This is a genomic window from Rhodococcus sp. IEGM1428 (genome assembly GCF_050321865.1).
Classification (GTDB): domain Bacteria; phylum Actinomycetota; class Actinomycetes; order Mycobacteriales; family Mycobacteriaceae; genus Rhodococcoides.
On the sequence record NZ_JBNQFW010000007.1, the window covers coordinates 46,970 to 67,016 of the forward strand.

Below are 20,047 nucleotides of genomic sequence, written 5' to 3' on the forward strand. Positions count from 1 at the left end.
TGAACTGATGAGAGCCAAGCTATTTCGGGCACTGGTCCCGATCGCGGTGGCCGTGACCACTGTGGGACTGGTTGCGGGGTGCAGCTCAGGCGATACCGGGCCCAACCCCGATGCGCCTGCGTCCTTCGAGAGCGGAGCGCAGATCAATCCGCATCCGATCAGCGATCTGCAACAGGGCGGGAACATGAACTTCCCGCTCTCGCAGGTGCCGACCAATTACAACTACTACCAAATCGACGGCACCACAGTCGATGCGGCACGGTACTACCTTGCATTGATGCCGAGGGCGTTCACCGCGGCGGCCGATGCGAGCCTGACTACTGCGTCGGACTACTTCACCGACATCACCGAATCGGAGGTCGACGGCAAACAGGTCGTCACCTACAACATCAACCCGAAAGCCAAGTGGAGCACCGGTCGGCCGCTCGACTACACCGACCTCGTGGCGACATGGACGGCCAACAGCGGCAAAGACCCGGCCTACGAGGCGTCGTCCACCGCAGGTTACGACAAGGTCGAATCGGTGGTTCGGGGCGAGAACGACCAGCAGGTCATCTTGACCTTCAACGAAAAATTCGGCGACTGGCGTTCGCTGTTCGTGCCCCTGATGCCTGCAGAGTCGGTGAACACCGTCGAGGCGTTCAACACCGGATCGGTGACCACGATGCCCGCTACCGCGGGGCCGTTCCGCGTTCGGAACATCGAGCCCGGCGGAAAGCGCATCGTCGTCGAGAGGAACCCGGATTGGTGGGGTGAGAACCCAGCGGTCCTCGACACCATCACCTACCTCCCACTCGATTCGACGGCCTCCGTCGGAGCGCTGCAGAGCGGCGAGGTCGACTACTACGAATTGGGCAGCAGTGCTGATGCATTCAAGGTGGCCCGGGGTATCCCGAACGTCGACTTACGGCAGAGCCTGGGTCCGCAGTACCGCCACTTCGATTTCAACGGTGCGTCGGGCCGGATCACGTCGGACAAGGCCGTCCGGCTGGCTCTGATGAAAGCGATCGATCGCGATTACCTGGCTACGTCCCAGCTCGGCCAGATCACGTCGAGCCCGACGGTGCTGAACAGTCATATCTACGTCGACGGTCAGAAGGGCTACCAGGCCAACAACGGCGATGTCACTTTCGACCCCGAGAAGGCGAAGTCCGAACTCGATGCCGCGGGGTGGACGATGAACGGTGAGTTCCGCTCGAAGGACGGTCAGCAGCTCGATCTGCACGACATCATTCCGGCCGATACTCCCAATGCGACGCAGGAAGCACAGATCATCCAGCAGAACCTCAAGGCCGTCGGTGCCAACCTCATCATCGATGCGGTGCCGTCGGACGACTTCTTCGAGAAGTACATCTTGGTGGGTGCCTTCGATGTCACCCACTTCACTTGGGAGGGAACGCCGTACACGTCCAGCAGTGACGGCATCTTCCGTTTGACGCCCGGCAGTACGTTGCAGAACTACGGCCAGGTCGGATCCGAGGAGATCAACGGTTTGCTCGACAAGGCGGCCGGCGAGCTCGACGACGATGCACGTATCGCCGACTACAACGAGGCGGACAAGGCGATCTGGGCGGAGGGGCACAGCCTGACAATGTTCCAGCGTCCGTCGACGTACGCGACGAAGTCCAATCTCGCCAACTTCGGTGCTCCAGGATTCGGAGACATCGACATGTCGAAGGTCGGGTTCCTGAAATAAAGAACGGGCTCGGCTATCCGGTCGGTGTCGCGGCAATCAGTCTGGTTGTCGCGGCATCGACCGCTTTCGTCACTCCACTCGGCCTGTTGGTTGCGTTCGTCGTGCTCGTCTGGACGGGTTCGTCCGCGGGGTGTGCTCTGCTCGCCGCTCGATCCGCGATGCGCTCCTCTGGTCGAACCACTCTGCGGCGAGTGCGGTTTCAACACCGGATGCGCTCGCGTGGATACCTGGAGGTCCACGAGAACGGCAGTCGGGCCTGGTACCCCGTCTACTTCCACACTGGGCTGCTGGCGATCGTTCCCGATGCCGCTGCCCGCATCAGTGGGTCGATCCTCGGTCGTCGCGCCTTTGTCATCGAACCAGGCATTCTTGCGCTGCCGTCGGGTCGTCGTCGGTCGTCGATGCCTCCCGGTGCCCCGCTCGATGCTCCGCGCCTCAACGAATCCGACCTACGCACCCGCAGTAAAAGATTCGGATCGCTGCGCCGCCGAATCATGCTCGACGCCCCCGCCGCGGTGGCCGGCCCCTTCATCGGGCTGCTGTGGCTGATCGTCGACGGGGGAGGGTTCGCTCAGTTCGTCGCAGTGAGTCTGCTGGCCGCAGTCACCGCGCTCTGGTGGTCGGCGATCGGCGGCAGCGACCCCAGCTGAGCAATTGCGGCGACGCGCGTTCGTAACTGCCGAGAAACACCCCTGATCTACGTTCGAGATTCGGACAATTCAGGAGGCACCATGGCGCGGTCGATGGCGGAGCAGGCAGCGGAGACGATCACCAAGGGGATCGGTCGTCGCGGATTCATCCAGGCGGTGGCCGCGCTGGGAGCGGGCGTCGGAATTGCTGGAACGGCAGCGTGTTCGACGTCCTCGACGACCACTGCCGCTGCGAGTTCATCGGCACCGGCAACTACCGCCGCCGGGATTCTTCAGCCCGGAGCCGGCGACATCTCCGGCGATCACTACCTGAGCTCGGAGGTCGACAAGGTCCTGTGGGGGTACGTCCCGACGGTCGAGTCCGAATCGGTGCTGCAGATGAAGTCCGGCGAGACGGTGACCATCGACGCGCTCAGCCACGAAGGGATCCTCGAAGACCAGGGCCGCGATCCCGTCGAATTCTTCGGCGGTAAAGGTGTTTCCGAGTCCGATGTTCTTCAGGACGCGATCGACATCGCCGGCGGGTACGGCCGGACGGTGCGCAACTTCGACGTCGACGGACCGCACGTGGTGACGGGCCCGGTGTTCGTCGAGGGTGCGCAGCGCGGCGACGTGCTCAAGATCGAGACGCTCGAAGCGATTCCACGCGTTCCGTACGGCGTGGTGTCCAGCAGGCACGGCAAGGGCGCTCTGGCGGTCACTGCGTCCGGTGAGGCACCTGCGGGAATCAGCCTCGACGAGGTCATGCCGCCGATCGGAGGCGACGGCAGGAAGTCGGGTGACCCGACGCAGTACGGCAACGTGTCCACGTTCACCGCAGTCGAGGACGGGCAGGGCGTGATGCGGTACGGCGATGCGGCAGTGCGCTTTCCGCTGCGACCGTTCATGGGGATGATGGGCGTTGCGTTCGCCAGCGATCCGGGTCTGACGTCCCCGAACGCCAACTCGATTCCCCCGACGCTCGGCGGCGGCAACATCGACGTCGGTCTGCTGAGCGTCGGATCGACGTTCTACCTCCCGGTGTTTGCGGAGGGTGCGTTGTTCTACGTCGGTGATCCGCACATGGCGATGGGCGACGGGGAGGTGGCGCTGACCGCGATGGAGGGATCGCTGCGCGGAACCTTCCGTCTCACCGTCTGCAAGGCCGGTAGCGGCGACGCCCCGTCCGTCGCGTACTCGTATCCCTTTGCCGAGAACGAGGATTCGTGGATCCCGATCGGCCTGTCCGATCCGGACGGTGCCGTCGGTGGCCAGAGTTCGGATCTCAACGCGGCGATGCGGCGCGCAGTGGTGAATGCTCTGAACTTCTTGGAGACGGATCTCGGCATGGACCGCGCGACGGCGTATGCGTACCTGTCCGCGGCCGCGAACTTCACCGTCTCGCAGGTTGTCGACAAGACCGTCGGTGTGCACGGGCAAATCTCGAAGGCACACTTCGGCCGGTAGGAGTGCGCCTTCGGCGCGGTGGTGCGAACAAGTGCCGTCCGCGGCACTTACTCACGCCACTGCCGAAGGCACCTCAGCGGTGCGCCGTCGCGATGAACTGTCGTGTTGCGGCGTCGACGATGTCTGCAGGCGTGATGTCTATTTCGTCGTTCAGCCAGGCGATCACGAGTTCGGCGAGTCCGCCGATGAACAGCAGGCCGTTGATCTCCGACTGCGGTTGCGGAAAGGCCTGCTCACCGTAGAGCTCGCGCGATTGTTCGGCCACCAGATGGGCGAACGCGCGCATGGACTTTCGTCGGTACGCCCGAAGTGAGTCGACGGCCAGCGATTCGATCATCGCGACGCGGCCCTTGCGTGCGTCCTCGGTGAGCACGTCGACGAATGCGGCGATCGCGTTGTGCACCTGTTCCTCGACGGTAGGTGCGGGGGAGTGCAGTGCGTCCATGGCCTTGGCTCGAATCTCGTCGGAGATCGAATCCACCACTTTTTCGAGGAGATCGTCTCTGCTGCTGAAGTTTTCGTAGAAGTAGCGTTCGGTGAGCTTGGCGCGAGCGCAGATGGCGGTCATCGTTGCGCCCTTCGCCCCGGCTGCCGCGAACACTTCGAGCCCGGCCTCGAGCAGTCGGGCGCGACGGTCGGCAAGGCGATCGTCGGCGCTCATGCCGTTGTAGCGGCGGGTGGTGGAGGCCATGGATAGATCTTGACAGAGGAGATAACTGTGACGCAGACTACATCTCATCTGACAGGACGCTCTGTCAGATTGATGGAGGTCGACAATGTCCCGTGCTCTCGCAGCTCCACCTGCTGATTCGACGCTACAACCGGTGTTCGGCGACGGCGGTCTGCCCGTCGTCGGCCACACCCTCGAGTACATCCGCGACCCCTTGAAACTGCTCGGGAGTCGGTGGGAGAAGTACGGCGAAGTGTCGTGGCTGACGATGGCCGGGCAGAAGTGGATCACCGTCCTCGGTCCCGACGCGTGCCAGCAGGTGCTGCAGAACGCGGACAAGGCGTTCGTCAACGGCGACGGGTGGTCCCTGCTGATCGGGCCCTTCTTCCACGGCGGTCTGATGCTGCTCGACTCCGAGGAGCATCTGCGGCACCGCCGAATCATGCAGCAGGCCTTCACCCGGGACCGCCTCACCAAGTCCGTCGACGCGTTGAACCCGGTCACGGCAACAGGATTGGACGCCTGGCAGGGCGGACGCGACTTCCAGGTCTACCCCGCGCTCAAAGCCCTGACGCTGGAAGTTGCGACGAGCATTTTCATGGGCGGTGCCGAGGACAGCACCGACGCCGACATCGCGGAACTCAACGCCAGTTTCGTGGCGTGCGTCCAGGCCGCGACCTCGATCGTGCGCTATCGGGTTCCGGGAACGCGGTGGAAGCGGGGACTCGACGGCCGGGCTGTGCTCGACGACTTCTTCCGCCGCTACCTACCGGCCAGGCGCGCACAGGAAACCGACGACCTCTTCTCGGTTCTCTGCCACATCGAAGGGGAGAACGGCGAGCGTTTCTCGGACGACGAAGTGATCGACCACATGATCTTCCTGCTCATGGCTGCCCATGACACGTCGACGATCACACTCTCGACGATGATGCAGTACCTCGGCCAGCATCCGGAGTGGCAGGACACGTGCCGTGCCGAGTCCGAGGCGCTGGGCACGGATGCGCCGACGCTCGCGCAATTGGACGAATTGCGCAGTGTCGACTTGGTCATGAAGGAATGCCTGCGTTTGGTCTCGCCCACTCCGGTCGTCGCTCGCCGTGCAGTCAAGGACACCGAGGTGCAAGGCAAGTTCGTTCCCGCAGGGACGTATGTGTCGGTTGCCCCGCATTTCACGCATCACATGGCGCAGTACTGGCCGAACCCCGAGAAATTCGACCCCTGCCGATTCGCCGATGATCGCCGGGAGGACAAGGTGCACCGCTATGCGTGGGAACCGTTCGGCGGCGGCGTGCACAAGTGCATCGGCATGTTCTTCGCGGGTGCGGAGATCAAAACGATCATGCACCATCTGCTGCTGCGGTTCGACTGGTCGGTAGATCCCGATTACGTTGCGCCGCTGAACTTCACGTCGCTGCCCTTCCCGGAGGACGGGCAGCCCGTGCAGCTTCGACGGCGGTAGTCCTAGCCGGCGCGGTCGCTGAGCCAGCCGATGATGTTCGCGGTGACCTCGTCACGGTTCGTCTCGTTGAGGATCTCGTGGCGGGCACCGGGGTAGAGGGTGACGGTGACGTCGCTCATGCCGGCCTCGCGGTATCGGGACGCGAGGGTTTCGATCAACTGTCCGCCGTCTGCGAGCGGGTCGTCGGTTCCCGAGGTGATGAGCAGCGGCAGGTCGGTGCGGATCTGCTCGAGGTTGTGTGGATCGGCGAGCTTCTCGGCCTCACCGAACAGCGCCGGGACCGTCGACTCCGGGAGGTCGAAGCCGCACAGCGGATCGGCGACGTAGGCGTCCACTTCGGCCTCGTCACGTGAGAGCCACTCGTACCCGGTGCGATGCTCGAAGGCGGCGTTGAACACGCTCAGGTCGCCGGCGGGGGCGTCGGCCATTCCGGCCGCGAGGATGTCGAGCGTGGTCGATCCCGACAACACCACACCCTCGTACAGATCCGAGCGTTCGATCAGAACATGCTGTGCAGCAAATGAACCCATCGAATGGGCGAACAGAAACAGTGGTAGGTCCGGGTACTTGTTCAGTAGCGATTCGCCGAGTTGCTCGATGTCGGCCCACAACCCGGCGAACGCGGCGGCACCGAAATCACCCGGAGTGTCGACGATCGACTGCCCGTGGCCGCGATGATCGGACGCGACGACATGAAATCCGGCATCGTTCAGGGCGGCGGCGAATCGGGAGTAGCGGCTGCCGTGTTCGGCGAGTCCGTGCGCGATCTGCACGACGCCGCGAGCCGGGTCGGCCGGGGTAGCCCAGGTGTAGGTGTTGATTTCGATGTCGTCCTGCTTGGATACGAACGACGAAGCGTTGGCCACGAGTGTCTCCTTGAAGCGGCGAGGGGTCGAGAATCGAACCTATCTCCTACGCCCGCAGTATCGGGTCGAAATGCTCGACGCTGGGAAACGGCTCGTAGAAGTGATGCAACAGAGTCTTCCAGCCCTGATACTGGTCGGACTTTCGAAAGCCCTCGGTGTGGTCTTCGAGGCGTTCCCACTCCACCAGCAGTAGATAGACATCGGGCTGCTCGATGCCTTTGGACAGTGTCAGATTCATGAACCCCGGCATCCATTAGATGATCGACTTCGCGTCGGCGAACGCGGCCTCGAATTCGTCGGTTCGACTGGGGACGACGTGTAGCAGAGCATGTTCGACGATCATCGAGACAGTATGACCGCGGCATGACGAAGCTCCCCGGACAACTGCCCGCAGAGCCATGCCAACAGTAACTACTTCGCGGAAACTCTGACGAGCTTCTTGTTCACGAACTCGTCCATGCCCCACGGTCCCAGTTCGCGGCCGACGCCGGAACGCTTGACTCCGCCGAAGGGCAGGCCGGGCAAGGTGGTGCCGTGTTCGTTCACGAAGGCCATGCCGACTTCGAGTTGCTCGGCGACGTCACGGGCCTTGTCGAGGTCGGTGCTCCACACCGAGCCGCTGAGGCCGTATGCCGAGGAGTTCGCCAATTCGATTGCCTGCTCCGGGCTTTCGATCTTGTAGATCACCGCTGCCGGTCCGAAGAGCTCTTCGCTGTACGCGCGCATGTCCGGGGTGACGTCGGTGAGCAGAGTCGGCTGGACGAATGCACCCGGTCCATCGATCTTCTTACCGCCGGTCAGTAGCGTCGCGCCCTTCGCGACGGCGTCGTCGATCTGCTCGATCAACGTATCGGCGGCGGTCTGCGACGACAGTGGGCCGAGCGTGGTGTTCGCGTCCAGCGGGTCACCGGTCTGCACGGCCTCGAACGATGAGGTGAGCTTGGTGACGAAGTCGTCGTAGTACTCCTCGGCGACGAGGATGCGCTTGGCGGCGTTGCAGGCCTGACCGGCGTTGGACAGCCGTGCCCGGGTCGCGGATTCGACGGTGGCGTCCATGTCGTCGGAGTCGAGCAGGATGAACACGTCCGATCCGCCGAGTTCGAGGACGACCTTCTTGAGATTGCGTCCGGCGGTTTCGGCGACGGAGGTTCCGGCCCGCTCGCTGCCGGTGAGCGAGACACCCTGCACTCGTGGGTCGGCGATCATGTCGGCGATCTGATCGTTGGTCGCAAAGATGTTGATGTACGCGTCCTGTGGTAGTCCGGCCTGCTGGAAGATCTCTTCCATCAGCAGCGCCGATTGCGGGCAATTGGGCGCATGCTTGAGCAGAATCGTGTTGCCCACCATCAGGTTCGGGCCTGCGAACCTGGCCACCTGGTAGTACGGGAAGTTCCACGGCATGACGCCGACGAGGGCACCCACCGGCTTGCGCTGCAGCACTGTGTCTTCCGCGCCGGGGACGTCGAGCTTTTCGTCCTCGAGCAGCGCGGGGCCGTTGTCGGCGTAGTAGCGGTAGATGTTCGACGACAGCTCGACCTCGCCTTGGGATTCGGTGAGGGGCTTACCCATTTCGATCGAGATCGTCCGGGCCAGTTCGTCGGAACGCTCGGTGTAGAGATCGGCGACCTTGTGCAGAATTTCGGCACGGTGCTTCGGTGAGGTCTTGCGCCACGTCTGGAAACCGGCGTGTGCGTCGGCCAGTGTGCGCTCGACGCCGGCCGCGTCCAGAGTCTCGAATTCCTTGACAGTTGTGCCGTCGGCAGGATTGACAGTTTTGTAGGTTGTCATGATCCGTTCAACGGTCGGGGAGGGGCTCGTTGTTCCGATTCGGGCAAATCGGATGCTCCGGCGGTGGTCAGGAGCAGCCCGGGGCAAGGCCACGAAATCCTTTGAGCGCCGTACTGGTCGGTAACTTAGAACGGCTGGTGGAGGGATACCCCACAGGCACGCACAGCGGCGGGTTCGAAGATTAAAGTTGACGACGAACGCATCCAAAAGACGACGTTGAAACTGAGGCAAAGGCGAACATGACAGCGAAGAAGCCGACCATCATCTACACACTGACCGACGAGGCGCCGATGCTGGCGACTCACGCGTTTCTTCCGGTCATACGTTCTTTCGCCAGCGCGGCCGAGATCAACGTCGAGTCGAGTGACATCTCCGTTGCCAACCGCATCCTCGCCGAGTTCCCCGATTACCTGAACGAAGACCAGCGAGTGACCGACAACCTCGCCGAGCTGGGCAAGCTGACGCAGCTGCCCGAAACCAACATCATCAAGCTGCCGAACATCAGCGCTTCGGTGCCGCAGTTGCTCGCGGCTGTCAAGGAGCTACAGGACAAGGGCTACGCGATCCCCGACTTCCCCGGCAACCCGAAGACCGACGAAGAGCGCGAGATCCGCGACCGGTACACCAAGTGCCTCGGCAGCGCGGTCAATCCTGTTCTGCGTGAAGGAAACTCGGATCGCCGCGCGCCCAAGGCCGTGAAGGAATTCGCGCGCAAGCACCCGCACAGCATGACCGAGTGGTCCATGGCGTCGCGCACCCACGTCGCGCACATGCGTGAGGGCGATTTCTACCACGGTGAGAAGTCGACCGTGGTCGACGGCGACCGCGAGATCAAGATGGAACTGCTGCCCGCCGACGGCGAGCCGATCGTGCTCAAGGAGAAGGTCTCGCTCACCGACGGTGACGTCATCGACTCGATGTTCATGAGCAAGAAGGCGCTTCTGGATTTCTACGAGGCCGAGATGCAGGACGCTTACGAGACCGGCGTCATGCTTTCGCTGCACGTCAAGGCGACGATGATGCGGGTTTCGCACCCGATCGTCTTCGGCCATGCCGTCCGCGTGTTCTACAAGGACGCGTTCGCCAAGCACAACGAGATCTTCGAAGAGCTCGGCGTCAACGTCAACAACGGCCTGTCCGATCTGTACACCAAGATCGAGACGCTGCCGGCGTCCAAGCGTGACGAGATCATCGAAGACCTGCACAAGTGTCACGAGACCCGTCCGGAGCTTGCGATGGTCGACTCCGCTCGCGGCATCTCGAACTTCCACTCGCCCAGCGACGTCATCGTCGACGCATCCATGCCCGCGATGATCCGCGCCGGCGGCAAGATGTGGGGAGCGGACGGTCGTCCCAAGGACACCAAGGCCGTCAACCCCGAGTCGACCTTCTCCCGGATCTACCAGGAGATGGTGAACTTCTGCAAGACCAACGGCCAGTTCGATCCGACGACGATGGGCACCGTTCCCAACGTCGGCTTGATGGCGCAGAAGGCCGAGGAGTACGGCTCGCACGACAAGACCTTCGAGGTACCGAAGGCAGGCGTCGCGAACATCACCGATATCGCCACCGGCGAGGTGCTGCTCACGCAGACCGTCGAAGAGGGCGACATCTGGCGTCTGTGCATCGTCAAGGACGCTCCGATCCAGGACTGGGTCAAGCTCGCCGTGACGCGTGCGCGTGAATCCGGAATGCCGGTCGTCTTCTGGCTCGACCCGTACCGCCCGCACGAGAACGAGCTCATCGGCAAGGTGCGCAAGTACCTGAAGGATCACGACACCGAGGGCCTCGACATCCAGATCATGTCGCAGGTTCGTGCCATCCGGTACACGATGGAGCGTCTGGTCCGCGGACTCGACACCATCTCCGCGACGGGCAACATCCTGCGCGACTACCTCACCGACCTGTTCCCGATCCTCGAACTCGGCACAAGCGCCAAGATGCTCTCCATCGTTCCTCTGATGGCAGGTGGCGGACTGTACGAGACGGGCGCGGGCGGCTCGGCTCCCAAGCACGTCAAGCAGCTCATCGAGGAGAACCACCTTCGCTGGGATTCGCTCGGCGAGTTCCTGGCTCTGGCAGTGAGTCTCGAAGACCTCGGCACCAAGACCGGCGACGTCAAGGCGACCATCCTCGCCAAGGCACTCGACTCCGCCACCGGCAAGCTGCTCGAGAACAGCAAGGGCCCGTCGCGTTCGACCGGTGAACTCGACAACCGTGGTAGCCAGTTCTACCTCGCGCTGTACTGGGCACAGGAACTCGCCGAGCAGACCGAGGACGCCGAACTGGCCAAGCACTTCGGTGCACTGGCAAAGACGTTGGCAGACAACGAAGAGAAAATCGTCTCCGAGCTCAACGAGGTCCAGGGCAAGGCAGTCGACATCGGCGGCTACTACTACCCCGACCCCGAAGCCACCGCCGCCGTGATGCGTCCGTCGAAGACGTTCAACGAGGCTCTGGAGTCGGCGAAGCAGTAGTTCTTTCTGGCTCACCCCCAATACGAATGAATGGTCCATTCACGCGCTCAGACGTCGTGAATGGACCATTCATTCGTTCAGGGGCGCAACAACACTCGGGTCGACCACCCGCCCCGGAAACCGTCCGCAGCCCGCCCCGTTCGGATCAATGTGACTTTCACGCGCTCAGACGTACTGAATGGACCATTCATTCCTTACGTGGCGGCACCAAGATGTCGAGAAACGCCGAACAACTAGCGCTCTGGCGTCGCCCCGGCAATTGCACGACCGAGATGGTGCGATGGATGGTCGGCTCGATCGGCAGGTAGATAAGGCTCGCGAACGACATCATCGGCACCACCAATTCTGGGATGACGGTGATGCCGAGTCCCGCCGCGGTCAGGCCAGCCACGGCGGCTACGTTGTGTGCCTGAACCGACGGTCCGACGTCGACTCCCGCGTTCTCAAGAGCCAGTCGTACATGCGACGAGATGCTGGATTCGGGGCCGAAGGCGATGAACGGCTCGCCGGCGAGGTCGGTCCACCTCAGGCTCTTGCGCTGCGCCAGAGCGTGATTCGACGGTAGCGCGCAGACGAACGCATCGGCGCTGACCGTCGTACGCATCAGGTCGTTCGCTCGACCCGAAGCTGCCACCACCGCGAAATCCACGGAGCCGTCGCGGACGGAGGCCACCACGTCGTCGCGCAGCCCGTCCTTGATGTGCACCGAGACGTCGGGATGGCTGTTGCGGAAGTCCACGATGTACGGCGGGAGGAACGTTGCCGCGATCGACGGCAAGCACGCGATGGTGACGGTTCCGCGATCGCCGGAAACGAAGCGTCCGATCTGCTCCAAGCCGTCGTCGAATTCGAGCAATACCCGACGGGCATAGGCCGTCACCTCGTGTCCGTCACCGGTGAGGTCGACGCTGCGGGTAGTGCGCACGAAGAGTCGGACGCCCAGGCGACGCTCAGCCTCGGCGACGGTACGACTCAGATTGGGTTGAGAAACCATCAGGGAGGCAGCCGCTGCGGTGAAACTCGCGTGGTCGGCGAGTGCGACGACTGCGCGTAGATGGGCGATGCCCAGGTTTATGCCCACAGTGCATGAATCTATACCCAACTGATGTTGGACTGCGTAAGTGATCTGCACAACACTCGTCGTATTCGATGAAGGAGATCACATGCTGTCATTGCTCGGCTTCGGGACGATTGCCGTCATCCTGCTGCTGTTGTTCACTCAACGTGTCGCGGCGATCGTGGCGCTCGCGGGTGTTCCACTCGCCGCGGCGTTCCTGGCCGGCAACTCGCCGTCCGAGGTGGCAGGGTTCGTCAAGGAGGGACTCGGCGGCGTGGTGGGCGTCGCGGCGATGTTCCTGTTCGCGATCGTCTTCTTCGGGATCATGCGCGACGCGGGGCTGTTCGATCCCCTCATCGCGCGCATCGTGAAGTGGGCAGGCAGTGCTCCGCCGACCGTCGCCGTTGCTACGACGGCTCTCGCTCTGGTCGCCCATCTCGACGGCGCAGGCGCGGTGACGTTCCTGATCGCGGTTCCCGCGATGCTCCCGATCTACGAGCGCCTCGGCATGAGTCGGCTGGTGTTGGCCACCTGTGTCGGGCTCGGTGCGGGCGTGATGAACATCGTGCCTTGGGGCGGCCCGACGGCGCGGGCGGCCGCAACATTGGGCGTCGACGCCAACGAGCTCTGGGTGCCGCTGATTCCCGCGCAGATTGCCGGCGTGGTGTTCGCGTTGGCCATCGCGTACTACCTCGGACGGCGTGAGCGGACACGGTTGGCGAAGGTCGCAGCAGGTGATGTCTCGGCCGAGGTGGAGGAGTCGACGGCACGCATCGGTCAGCGAATCCCCGTACCCGCTGTCGGCGGAACCGACGAGCCGGCCTCATCCGGTTCAGGCGGCGACGAGACCCCAGAAGAGCCCGACAAGCCTGACGAGCCCAGCTTGCTACGTCCGAAGCTGTTCTGGGTCAACGCCGTTCTCGTCGTCGCGACACTTGCCGCGCTGATCGCGGCCGTCGCGCCTCCGGAGACCTGCTTCATCATCGCGACCATCGTTGCGCTCCTGATCAATTACCCGGGCATGAAGGCACAGTCCGCGCGTATCGAAGCGCATGCCGTCGGCGCGATGCTGATGGTGGGCACGCTGCTCGCCGCCGGAGTTCTGCTCGGTGTGCTCGATGGCAGCGGCATGATCGAATCGATGGCCGTCAGCGCCGCCAACGTGATTCCGGACTGGATGGCACCCGCACTTCCGCTCATCGTCGGGGTGTTCGCGGTACCGATGAGTCTGATCTTCGGCCCTGACGCGTACTACTTCGGTGTGCTGCCGGTACTCATCGAGGTCGGCGACCAATTCGGTATCAGCGCAATCCATCTCGCTCAGGCGTCGATCATCGGTGAGGAGACCGTCGGCTTCCCGATCAGTCCGATGACGGGCGCGTTCTACCTCCTCGTCGGTCTGGCCAAGGTCGATATCGGCAGGCACATCCGGCATACCTTGGGGTGGGCATGGCTGGTCAGCCTCGGCATGCTCGGAGTCGCCTTCGCGACGGGCGTCATCCCGGTGTGGGTATCGTGAGCGCCCCCGGAACCGTCCGATTGGGCGCGGGCGCAGGGTTTGCCGGCGACCGCATCGACCCCGCCCAGATCTTGGCCGAGCGAGGCGAGCTCGACTATCTGATCTTCGAGTGCCTCGGAGAGCGGACGGTTGCGACAGGGCAGGCCCGAAAATTGCTCGATCCCACGACGGGCTACGACCCGCTCCTGGCAGCGCGCATGCGCGCTGTACTCGGCTCGACCACCGAGCAGGGCATCACCGTCGTCACCAACTCCGGAGCCGCGAATCCTGTAGCGGCAGCCGCGGTCGTCGCGCAGGTGGCGGAGCAGGTGTGCTCGCGTCCGGTGCGCATCGCTGCTGTCACCGGCGACGACGTGCTCGACGCGGTACGTCGCATCGATCCGGTGGTGTGGGAGACCGGCCGCCCGCTGTCGGAGCATTCCGAGGAACTGGTGTCGGCCAACGCCTATATCGGGGCCGACGCGGTACTGCCCGCACTCGACGTCGGTGCCGACGTGATCGTCACCGGCCGTCTTGCCGATCCAGCGCTGTATCTCGCGCCGCTGATGCACGAGTTCGGTTGGGCGGGGCAGGATTGGGAGACGCTCGGTGCTGGGACGGCCGTCGGGCATCTACTCGAATGCGCGGGCCAACTGACCGGTGGCTACTTCGCCGACCCGGTCACCAAGCCCGTGCAGGGTCTGGCAAATCTGGGTTTTCCGTTCGGGGACGTACGTGCCGACGGCACAGCCGAATTCGGCAAAGTCGACGGCACCGGCGGGGAATTGACGCGGCGAACGTGCGCCGAGCAATTGCTCTACGAGGTAGGCGATCCAACCAGATACTTGACGCCGGACGTCTCCGCCGATTTCACCGGAGTCGCGTTCGAGACCGTCGGACCCGATCGGGTAGCAGTGTCCGGGGCGACGGGCAGTACCCGGCCCGAGGAGTTGAAGGTGACCCTCGGATTTCGCGGCGGTTGGCTCGGTGAAGGGCAGATCAGCTATGCCGGACCACGCGCACTGCAACGCGCTGAGCTCGCCGGAGCGATTGTGCAGCAACGACTGTGGGAGGTCCATGGCATTCCGGCGAAGAATGTGGGCATCGAATACATCGGGGCAGGTGCGGCATTCCGCGGACTTGCGTCCATAACCGATGTCCCCGAAGTGCGACTGCGCGTGACCGCGAAGGTGCCCGACGCCCAAGCCGCTGCACTGGTGGGATGGGAAGTCGAAAGTCTGTACACCAACGGCCCGGCCGGGGGAGGTGGCGCACGGAGCAGTTGCGCCGAGGTTCTCGCGATCAGATCGTGCCTGATTCCACGGGCACAGGTAACGACCGCTGTACACACCACGGAGGTGACGGTATGACGACTGTCGACGATGTCGCCGACGTGCGAACCGGGGACAAGGGCGACACACTCATTCTCGCTGTCTTTCCGCGGACCGACGAACACTACAAGTTACTTTCCCGCGAACTGACTGTCGATGCCGTTGCCACGCACTTCGCACCGTTGCTCACCGGAGACGTACGCCGCACTGCAATGCCTCTGGTCTCCGGGTTGGTGTTCGAGCTACCCGGCGTGCTCGGAGGGGGAGTGACAGGTAGCCCTGTTCTCGACGGACACGGCAAGTGTCTGAGCTACCACCTGCTGAGTATGGCTGTGGGCGAGTAGATCTAGTCGAGCTGTTTGACCTCGGTGTTGGGCAGCACCGGCAGCGCCACCGGATACAACTGGAAGCTTCCGCTCATTCCTTTGAGTTCGACGTCGCGGGGCGTGCCGAGGGTCAGATCGTGTGCGGTATCGATGGCATTTCGCACCGGTTCGCTGACCAGAATTTCGCCGCCGTCGGCTTGATTGGCCACCCGTGCCGCCATGGCGACGTTGAGGCCGAACAGGTCGTCGCCGCGTCGCACCGAGCTGCCGACATGCACGCCCATACGCACCCGGATGCGGTCCCACCGATCGGGGCTGTTCAGCAATGCTTCCTGCACTTTCACCCCGCAGCGCACAGCTTGGCCGGGATCGGAGAAGGCCAGCATGTAGCCGTCGCCCTGACTCTTCACCACATGTCCTCCGTGATCTGCGACGTGCTTGCAGATCAGTTTGTTGTGCTTTTCGAGCAGCTTCACCCAGCCGCGATCGCCCAGTTCCTCGTTGCGTGCGGTCGACCCCTCGATGTCGGAGAACATCACCACGATGTCGCCGTCGGCGGTCATGCGTGCCAGATCGGGTCGTTCCACCTTGGCCCAGCCGGCGAGGTCTTCGACGGAATTGCGGACCGTTGCGCCGAAGCCCTTGTTGATGAGTAGGTCCGTGGTGTGGAAGGCAGTTCTGATCGCGAAGGGCACCAGGCCGCGCCGCTTACGTCGTTGCTGCGATTCGAGAGCGCGGTCGAGCGCTCGGCGCGTGTGCTTCAACTTTCGGCGCGAGACGATCAAGACCACACCGAGAGCGATGATGGCGGCGAGTTCTACTCCGGCAACTATCCACAGGATCACGTCGCTCATCCTTGCCTGTCGACCGCACCTGTGGGAGCACAACCGACGGCGAATTGCCGTCGATAGGCCGTCGGCGTCACCGCAAATGCCGAGCGGAAGTTCTGACGCAGAGTGACAGCGCTTCCGAACCCGCACAGGGCAGCGATGTTCTCGATACTGCGATCGGTCGTTTCGAGCAGGCTTCGCGCTTCCTCGAGTCGTTTGTCCAACACCCAGCGGGCCGGCGTGGACCCTGTCTCGAGCTGAAACTGACGGATGAAGCTGCGTCGGCTCATGCGCGCGTGTTCGGCCAGTCGCTCGATGGGTAACGGCTCGTTCAGTCGTTCGAGTGCCCAGCTCTGTACGTCGGCGATTGCGGTGTCTCCCGATGCCTCGATGACCGGACGTTCGATGTACTGCGCTTGACCGCCGTCGCGATGGGGTGCGACCACCAGACTGCGCGCTACCCGCGTCGCCGCCGCCGAGCCGAGGTGTTTGCGGACGATGTGGAGGCAGGAATCGATCGACGACGCGGTTCCCGCAGAGGTCATCACGTCTCCGTGGTCGATGTAGAGCACCGACTCGTCGACGCCGGCGTGTGCATTTCGCTCCCGCAGCTCGGTCATCTTGGTCCAGTGCGTGACGGCGGGGCGGCCGGCCAGCAACCCGGTGTCTGCCACGGCGAACGAACCGAGGCACAAACCCGCGATCGCTGTGCCTCGGGCATGAGCTCTGCGGAGTGCTTCCGAGAAGTCAGTGCCTATGTGGGGCAACGACTCCGGCCACGACGTCACAATGACGATATCGGCCCAGTCGACGGTGCTGGGACCCGCTATCCCACCGATCGGAAACCCCTCCTCGGTGCGGATAGTGCCTGGTTTGTCGGACCACACTCGGGTCTCCCAATCCGCGGCGAGCCCGAGTCGGGTCACCTCGCCGAACACCATCAACGGCGCGGCGAGGTGGAACATCGTGATGCCGTCGAACACGTAGAGCGCGATGCGCATGGCCGACTCCGATCTCAAACGTTGGCGCAAATCCATCGAAAGTATGCATCCGTGCCACTCGTGAACGCAAGGCCGGTGCCGAAGTATGAGTCTCGACCGAGAACGCCACTTGAAGGAGAACGCCCATGACTGCACCGCGTAGAGCCCTCATCGTCATCGATGTTCAGCAGGAGTACTTCGAGGGTGTGCTGAAGATCCAGTACCCGCCTCGTGACGAGTCGTTGGCCAACATCGTTCGATCCATCGAAGCTGCTGTAGCGCAGGACGTTCCGGTCGCCATCGTGCAGCACGAGATGCCCGAAGGTTCGCCCGCTTTCGTCAAGGGAACCCCGACGTACGAGCTGCATCCCGACATTCAGGCCGTCGTGCAGCCCTCCTTCGAGCGAGTCGAGAAGCAGTACAGCAGCGTCTTTGCCGGCACCGACGTCGCGAAGTGGTTGCAGGGCAACAACGTCGACACCGTCACGATCGTCGGATATATGACCAACAACTGCGACCTCGCCTCCAGCGCCGACGCCGAATCGCTGGATCTGACCGTCGAGATCCTGTCGGACGCCACCGGTGCGATCAACCTCTCCAACGAGGCGGGCACTGTCTCTGCGGAGCAACTGCACAAGGCACTGATGGTGCTCTACCAGTCCAACTTCGCAGCAGTGGCGTCCACCGACCAGTGGGTCGACGCCGTCAAGAACGGAAACGGGCTGACTGCAAACAATCTGGTGGTCTCGGCGGCGCAGGGCAACGACGCAGTGGCCTGACGCTCGGTACGCTGGCTGCGGTGACCGTACGGGCAATTACCGACCAGACACTCGGCGCGTGGGTGATCAAGTGCAATCCGCACAAGACCGATCTGACACCGATGGTCGAAGCCGGACGTGCTCACGAGAACTGGTGCGTCGCCGACAACTACCGAACGCGTTTGATGAAACCCGGGCAACCTGTGCTGTTCTGGGTCAGTAGCAATCCGCGACGCGGGATCTGGGGTGCTGGTCGGTTGACCGGCACCCCGGTCCCCGGCCCGCAGTGGAAGGTCTCGACCGACATCACGCTGTTCGATGAGCCGATCCTCGCGTCGGACATTCAGTCCGTCGAGGAACTGTCGATGCTCGAGGTATTCCGATCGCCGCAGCAATCCAACCCCTCCTGGGTCGACGCCACCGCATGGGCGGCGATTCGTCCGATGCTGACGGTCATCCAGTGATGTGATGGCGGTATGACTCCGGAGGACGAGCCGACACTGCACGGGATGTTGGATGTAGGGGATGGGCAGCGAATCTACTGGGAGCAATGGGGTCCGTCCGACGGCGTCCCGGCGGTCTACCTGCACGGCGGACCAGGCGGGACCCTGAACGCCAGTCAGTTTCGTCGACACTTCGACCTGTCCCGTGTTCGCGCAGTCGGATTCGAGCAGCGCGGGTGCGGACGGTCCACTCCGCACGCGTCGGATCCGTCGACGTCGTTGGCCACCAACACCACTGCGCACCTGATTGCCGATATCGAGGCCTTGCGTGAGCACCTCGGCGTCGAGTCGTGGATCGTCAACGGCGCGTCCTGGGGATCTACCCTCGCCGTCGCCTACGCCCTTGCACATCCCACGCGTGTTCTCGGCGTCGTCTTGTTCGCCGTCACCACTACCGGTCGTGAAGAGATCGATTGGATCACCGAGGGCGTCGGCGCGATCTTCCCCGAAGCGTGGGATCGTTTCGCCACCTTCGCCGAGAAGGCCGGCGTCGGCTATCGCCGCGGGCACGGTCGACTGGTCGACGCGTACGCCCAACTGTTGAATTCGCCCGATCTCGCGTTGCGCGACAATGCATCCCGAGAATGGGCATTGTGGGAAGACGTCCACATTTCGATCGGCACCGGCGGTATCAGACGCGATCCCAGGTGGGAGGATGACCAATTCCGGCTGGCCTTCGTGCGGCTGGCCACGCATTACTGGTCGCACGACGGGTTCTACGATCCGCCTCTGCTCGATCGTGCCGGCGGTCTACGCGATGTCCCGGGCGTCCTGATCCACGGCCGCCGCGACGTATCCGGACCCGCCCTCACTGCGTGGCGTCTGCACCGGAGGTGGCCCGGATCGACACTCATCGTCGACGAGGGTGATGGGCACGGGGGCAGGTCCATGGCCGCGCAGTGGGACGCTGCGAACGAGGAACTGGTCGATCGGGCACAGAGGCGACCGCATGGTGCATGATCGAGAGGTGACTTCATTTCCGATTGTCGATCTGACTCCCGACGAACTGCTGACCACGACACGCACCGTCCGCAAGCGCCTGGACCTGACGCGGCCGGTGCCGATGGAGCTGATCAAGGAATGTCTGGAGATCGCGCTGCAGGCACCGTCCGGCTCGAACAAGCAGGGGTGGCAGTGGATCGTCGTCACCGATCCTGATCTTCGCGCCCAGATCGGTGCGATCTACGGCGAATTGTTTGCCGAATATCAGGCATCGAAGCATTCCGCATCGGCCTTGTTCGCCGACGATCCGGAACGCGCATCTGTACAGAAGCGCGTGGGAGACAGTGCCGGATGGCTCGGCGAGCACATGGGTGAGGTTCCGGTGCTACTGATTCCATGCATCCAGGCAGGTAAGACGCTTCCGGCCGGTAATCAAGCGGGACTGTGGGGTTCGCTGCTACCTGCGGTGTGGAACTACGCCTTGGCCGCACGCGCTCGTGGCCTCGGAACGGCCTGGACGACAATCCATCTCGCGAAGGAAGCCGAGATCTCCGAGCTACTCGGCATCCCCGAGGGATTCCACCAGGGTGCGCTCATTCCGACGGCGTACTACACGGGTGAGACGTTCAAGATCGCTCCGCGGGATCCGATCGAGACGGTGCTGCACGTCGATCGCTGGTAGTCGAATCGGCTCGGCGCAGCTGTGTATTCGGCGAACAACAACAAACAAGACCGATCGCGCCGGCGTGGAAGATGAGGTTTGCGCTGAC

Annotated in this window: 18 protein-coding genes and 1 pseudogene; 12 read left to right on the forward strand and 7 right to left on the reverse strand. The window is 63.4% G+C overall.

Going from position 1 to position 20,047, the window contains the following annotated elements:
- The first annotated feature begins 7 nt into the window (after positions 1 to 7).
- From ACQR3T_RS25045 to ACQR3T_RS25055, 3 genes are all read left to right on the forward strand, one after another.
- Positions 8 to 1,696: an ABC transporter family substrate-binding protein gene (locus ACQR3T_RS25045; RefSeq protein WP_428695277.1), complete on the forward strand. Its 1,689-nt coding sequence runs from the start codon at positions 8 to 10 to the stop codon at positions 1,694 to 1,696.
- A gap of 191 nt (positions 1,697 to 1,887) precedes the next feature.
- Complete coding sequence (locus ACQR3T_RS25050; RefSeq protein WP_428695278.1) at positions 1,888 to 2,346, forward strand: hypothetical protein; 459 nt, start codon at positions 1,888 to 1,890, stop codon at positions 2,344 to 2,346.
- Positions 2,347 to 2,427: 81 nt separating this feature from the next.
- Entirely contained in the window at positions 2,428 to 3,792 is a 1,365-nt protein-coding gene (locus ACQR3T_RS25055; RefSeq protein WP_428695279.1) for an acetamidase/formamidase family protein, read from the forward strand.
- Between the two features lie 73 nt (positions 3,793 to 3,865).
- Here ACQR3T_RS25055 and ACQR3T_RS25060 read toward each other — a convergent pair whose 3' ends face one another.
- Positions 3,866 to 4,483, reverse strand: coding sequence for a TetR/AcrR family transcriptional regulator (locus ACQR3T_RS25060; RefSeq protein WP_428695280.1), 618 nt, complete (start codon positions 4,481 to 4,483; stop codon positions 3,866 to 3,868).
- Between the two features lie 85 nt (positions 4,484 to 4,568).
- Between ACQR3T_RS25060 and ACQR3T_RS25065 the strand changes: the two genes are divergently transcribed.
- Positions 4,569 to 5,921 carry a cytochrome P450 gene (locus tag ACQR3T_RS25065; RefSeq protein WP_428695281.1) on the forward strand — a complete coding sequence of 451 codons (1,353 nt, stop codon included), beginning with the start codon at positions 4,569 to 4,571 and terminating at the stop codon, positions 5,919 to 5,921.
- A gap of 2 nt (positions 5,922 to 5,923) precedes the next feature.
- Here the strand turns inward: ACQR3T_RS25065 and ACQR3T_RS25070 are convergent, their stop codons facing one another.
- From ACQR3T_RS25070 to ACQR3T_RS25080, 3 genes and pseudogenes are all read right to left on the reverse strand, one after another.
- Positions 5,924 to 6,787 carry an alpha/beta fold hydrolase gene (locus ACQR3T_RS25070; RefSeq protein ID WP_428695282.1) on the reverse strand — a complete coding sequence of 288 codons (864 nt, stop codon included), beginning with the start codon at positions 6,785 to 6,787 and terminating at the stop codon, positions 5,924 to 5,926.
- 46 nt (positions 6,788 to 6,833) lie between these two features.
- A pseudogene (locus ACQR3T_RS25075) lies at positions 6,834 to 7,130 on the reverse strand (antibiotic biosynthesis monooxygenase family protein).
- Between the two features lie 68 nt (positions 7,131 to 7,198).
- Positions 7,199 to 8,575 carry an NAD-dependent succinate-semialdehyde dehydrogenase gene (locus ACQR3T_RS25080; protein WP_428695283.1) on the reverse strand — a complete coding sequence of 459 codons (1,377 nt, stop codon included), beginning with the start codon at positions 8,573 to 8,575 and terminating at the stop codon, positions 7,199 to 7,201.
- 239 nt (positions 8,576 to 8,814) lie between these two features.
- On the opposite strand from ACQR3T_RS25080, the gene ACQR3T_RS25085 reads away from it, so the two are divergent.
- Positions 8,815 to 11,052, forward strand: coding sequence for an NADP-dependent isocitrate dehydrogenase (locus ACQR3T_RS25085; protein WP_428695284.1), 2,238 nt, complete (start codon positions 8,815 to 8,817; stop codon positions 11,050 to 11,052).
- Positions 11,053 to 11,239: 187 nt separating this feature from the next.
- Here the strand turns inward: ACQR3T_RS25085 and ACQR3T_RS25090 are convergent, their stop codons facing one another.
- Positions 11,240 to 12,133, reverse strand: a complete 894-nt coding sequence (locus ACQR3T_RS25090) for a LysR substrate-binding domain-containing protein (protein WP_428695285.1) — start codon at positions 12,131 to 12,133, stop codon at positions 11,240 to 11,242.
- Between the two features lie 82 nt (positions 12,134 to 12,215).
- On the opposite strand from ACQR3T_RS25090, the gene ACQR3T_RS25095 reads away from it, so the two are divergent.
- The 3 genes from ACQR3T_RS25095 to ACQR3T_RS25105 are packed head-to-tail and all read left to right on the forward strand — an operon-like array spanning position 12,216 to position 15,282.
- A complete protein-coding gene (locus tag ACQR3T_RS25095; RefSeq protein ID WP_428695286.1) occupies positions 12,216 to 13,628 on the forward strand; it encodes a CitMHS family transporter in 1,413 nt (470 codons plus the stop codon).
- The gene (locus ACQR3T_RS25100; RefSeq protein ID WP_428695287.1) at positions 13,625 to 14,977 is read left to right on the forward strand and encodes an acyclic terpene utilization AtuA family protein; all 1,353 of its coding nucleotides are present in this window, start codon (positions 13,625 to 13,627) and stop codon (positions 14,975 to 14,977) included. The genes ACQR3T_RS25095 and ACQR3T_RS25100 overlap by 4 nt, the downstream gene beginning before the upstream one ends.
- Entirely contained in the window at positions 14,974 to 15,282 is a 309-nt protein-coding gene (locus tag ACQR3T_RS25105) for an AtuA-related protein (RefSeq protein WP_428695288.1), read from the forward strand. The genes ACQR3T_RS25100 and ACQR3T_RS25105 overlap by 4 nt, the downstream gene beginning before the upstream one ends.
- A gap of 2 nt (positions 15,283 to 15,284) precedes the next feature.
- On the opposite strand, the gene ACQR3T_RS25110 is transcribed toward ACQR3T_RS25105, so the two are convergent.
- Complete coding sequence (locus ACQR3T_RS25110; RefSeq protein WP_428695289.1) at positions 15,285 to 16,118, reverse strand: adenylate/guanylate cyclase domain-containing protein; 834 nt, start codon at positions 16,116 to 16,118, stop codon at positions 15,285 to 15,287.
- Positions 16,115 to 17,095: a GlxA family transcriptional regulator gene (locus ACQR3T_RS25115; RefSeq protein WP_428695290.1), complete on the reverse strand. Its 981-nt coding sequence runs from the start codon at positions 17,093 to 17,095 to the stop codon at positions 16,115 to 16,117. Before ACQR3T_RS25115 ends, ACQR3T_RS25110 begins: the two co-directional genes overlap by 4 nt.
- A gap of 125 nt (positions 17,096 to 17,220) precedes the next feature.
- Here ACQR3T_RS25115 and ACQR3T_RS25120 point away from each other — a divergent pair, with 125 nt between their 5' ends.
- Genes ACQR3T_RS25120 through ACQR3T_RS25135 form a run of 4 tightly spaced genes read left to right on the forward strand, consistent with a single transcriptional unit; the run spans position 17,221 to position 19,959 of the window.
- The gene (locus ACQR3T_RS25120) at positions 17,221 to 17,853 is read left to right on the forward strand and encodes an isochorismatase family protein (protein ID WP_428695291.1); all 633 of its coding nucleotides are present in this window, start codon (positions 17,221 to 17,223) and stop codon (positions 17,851 to 17,853) included.
- A gap of 20 nt (positions 17,854 to 17,873) precedes the next feature.
- Positions 17,874 to 18,296, forward strand: coding sequence for an EVE domain-containing protein (locus tag ACQR3T_RS25125; RefSeq protein ID WP_428695292.1), 423 nt, complete (start codon positions 17,874 to 17,876; stop codon positions 18,294 to 18,296).
- A 12-nt stretch (positions 18,297 to 18,308) separates the two neighbouring features.
- Complete coding sequence (locus ACQR3T_RS25130; protein WP_428695293.1) at positions 18,309 to 19,295, forward strand: alpha/beta fold hydrolase; 987 nt, start codon at positions 18,309 to 18,311, stop codon at positions 19,293 to 19,295.
- Positions 19,296 to 19,302: 7 nt separating this feature from the next.
- The gene (locus tag ACQR3T_RS25135) at positions 19,303 to 19,959 is read left to right on the forward strand and encodes a nitroreductase family protein (protein WP_428695294.1); all 657 of its coding nucleotides are present in this window, start codon (positions 19,303 to 19,305) and stop codon (positions 19,957 to 19,959) included.
- The last annotated feature ends 88 nt before the right edge of the window (positions 19,960 to 20,047 follow it).

What these genes read in the sequence shown, in the direction of transcription:
- ACQR3T_RS25045 (WP_428695277.1), top strand. Translation starts at nt 8, where the DNA reads ATGAGAGCCAAGCTATTTCGGGCACTGGTCCCGATCGCGGTGGCCGTG.
- ACQR3T_RS25055 (WP_428695279.1), top strand. Translation starts at nt 2,428, where the DNA reads ATGGCGCGGTCGATGGCGGAGCAGGCAGCGGAGACGATCACCAAGGGG.
- ACQR3T_RS25060 (WP_428695280.1), bottom strand. Translation starts at nt 4,483, where the DNA reads ATGGCCTCCACCACCCGCCGCTACAACGGCATGAGCGCCGACGATCGC.
- ACQR3T_RS25065 (WP_428695281.1), top strand. Translation starts at nt 4,569, where the DNA reads ATGTCCCGTGCTCTCGCAGCTCCACCTGCTGATTCGACGCTACAACCG.
- ACQR3T_RS25080 (WP_428695283.1), bottom strand. Translation starts at nt 8,575, where the DNA reads ATGACAACCTACAAAACTGTCAATCCTGCCGACGGCACAACTGTCAAG.
- ACQR3T_RS25085 (WP_428695284.1), top strand. Translation starts at nt 8,815, where the DNA reads ATGACAGCGAAGAAGCCGACCATCATCTACACACTGACCGACGAGGCG.
- ACQR3T_RS25095 (WP_428695286.1), top strand. Translation starts at nt 12,216, where the DNA reads ATGCTGTCATTGCTCGGCTTCGGGACGATTGCCGTCATCCTGCTGCTG.
- ACQR3T_RS25105 (WP_428695288.1), top strand. Translation starts at nt 14,974, where the DNA reads ATGACGACTGTCGACGATGTCGCCGACGTGCGAACCGGGGACAAGGGC.
- ACQR3T_RS25110 (WP_428695289.1), bottom strand. Translation starts at nt 16,118, where the DNA reads ATGAGCGACGTGATCCTGTGGATAGTTGCCGGAGTAGAACTCGCCGCC.
- ACQR3T_RS25115 (WP_428695290.1), bottom strand. Translation starts at nt 17,095, where the DNA reads ATGCGCATCGCGCTCTACGTGTTCGACGGCATCACGATGTTCCACCTC.
- ACQR3T_RS25120 (WP_428695291.1), top strand. Translation starts at nt 17,221, where the DNA reads ATGACTGCACCGCGTAGAGCCCTCATCGTCATCGATGTTCAGCAGGAG.
- ACQR3T_RS25130 (WP_428695293.1), top strand. Translation starts at nt 18,309, where the DNA reads ATGACTCCGGAGGACGAGCCGACACTGCACGGGATGTTGGATGTAGGG.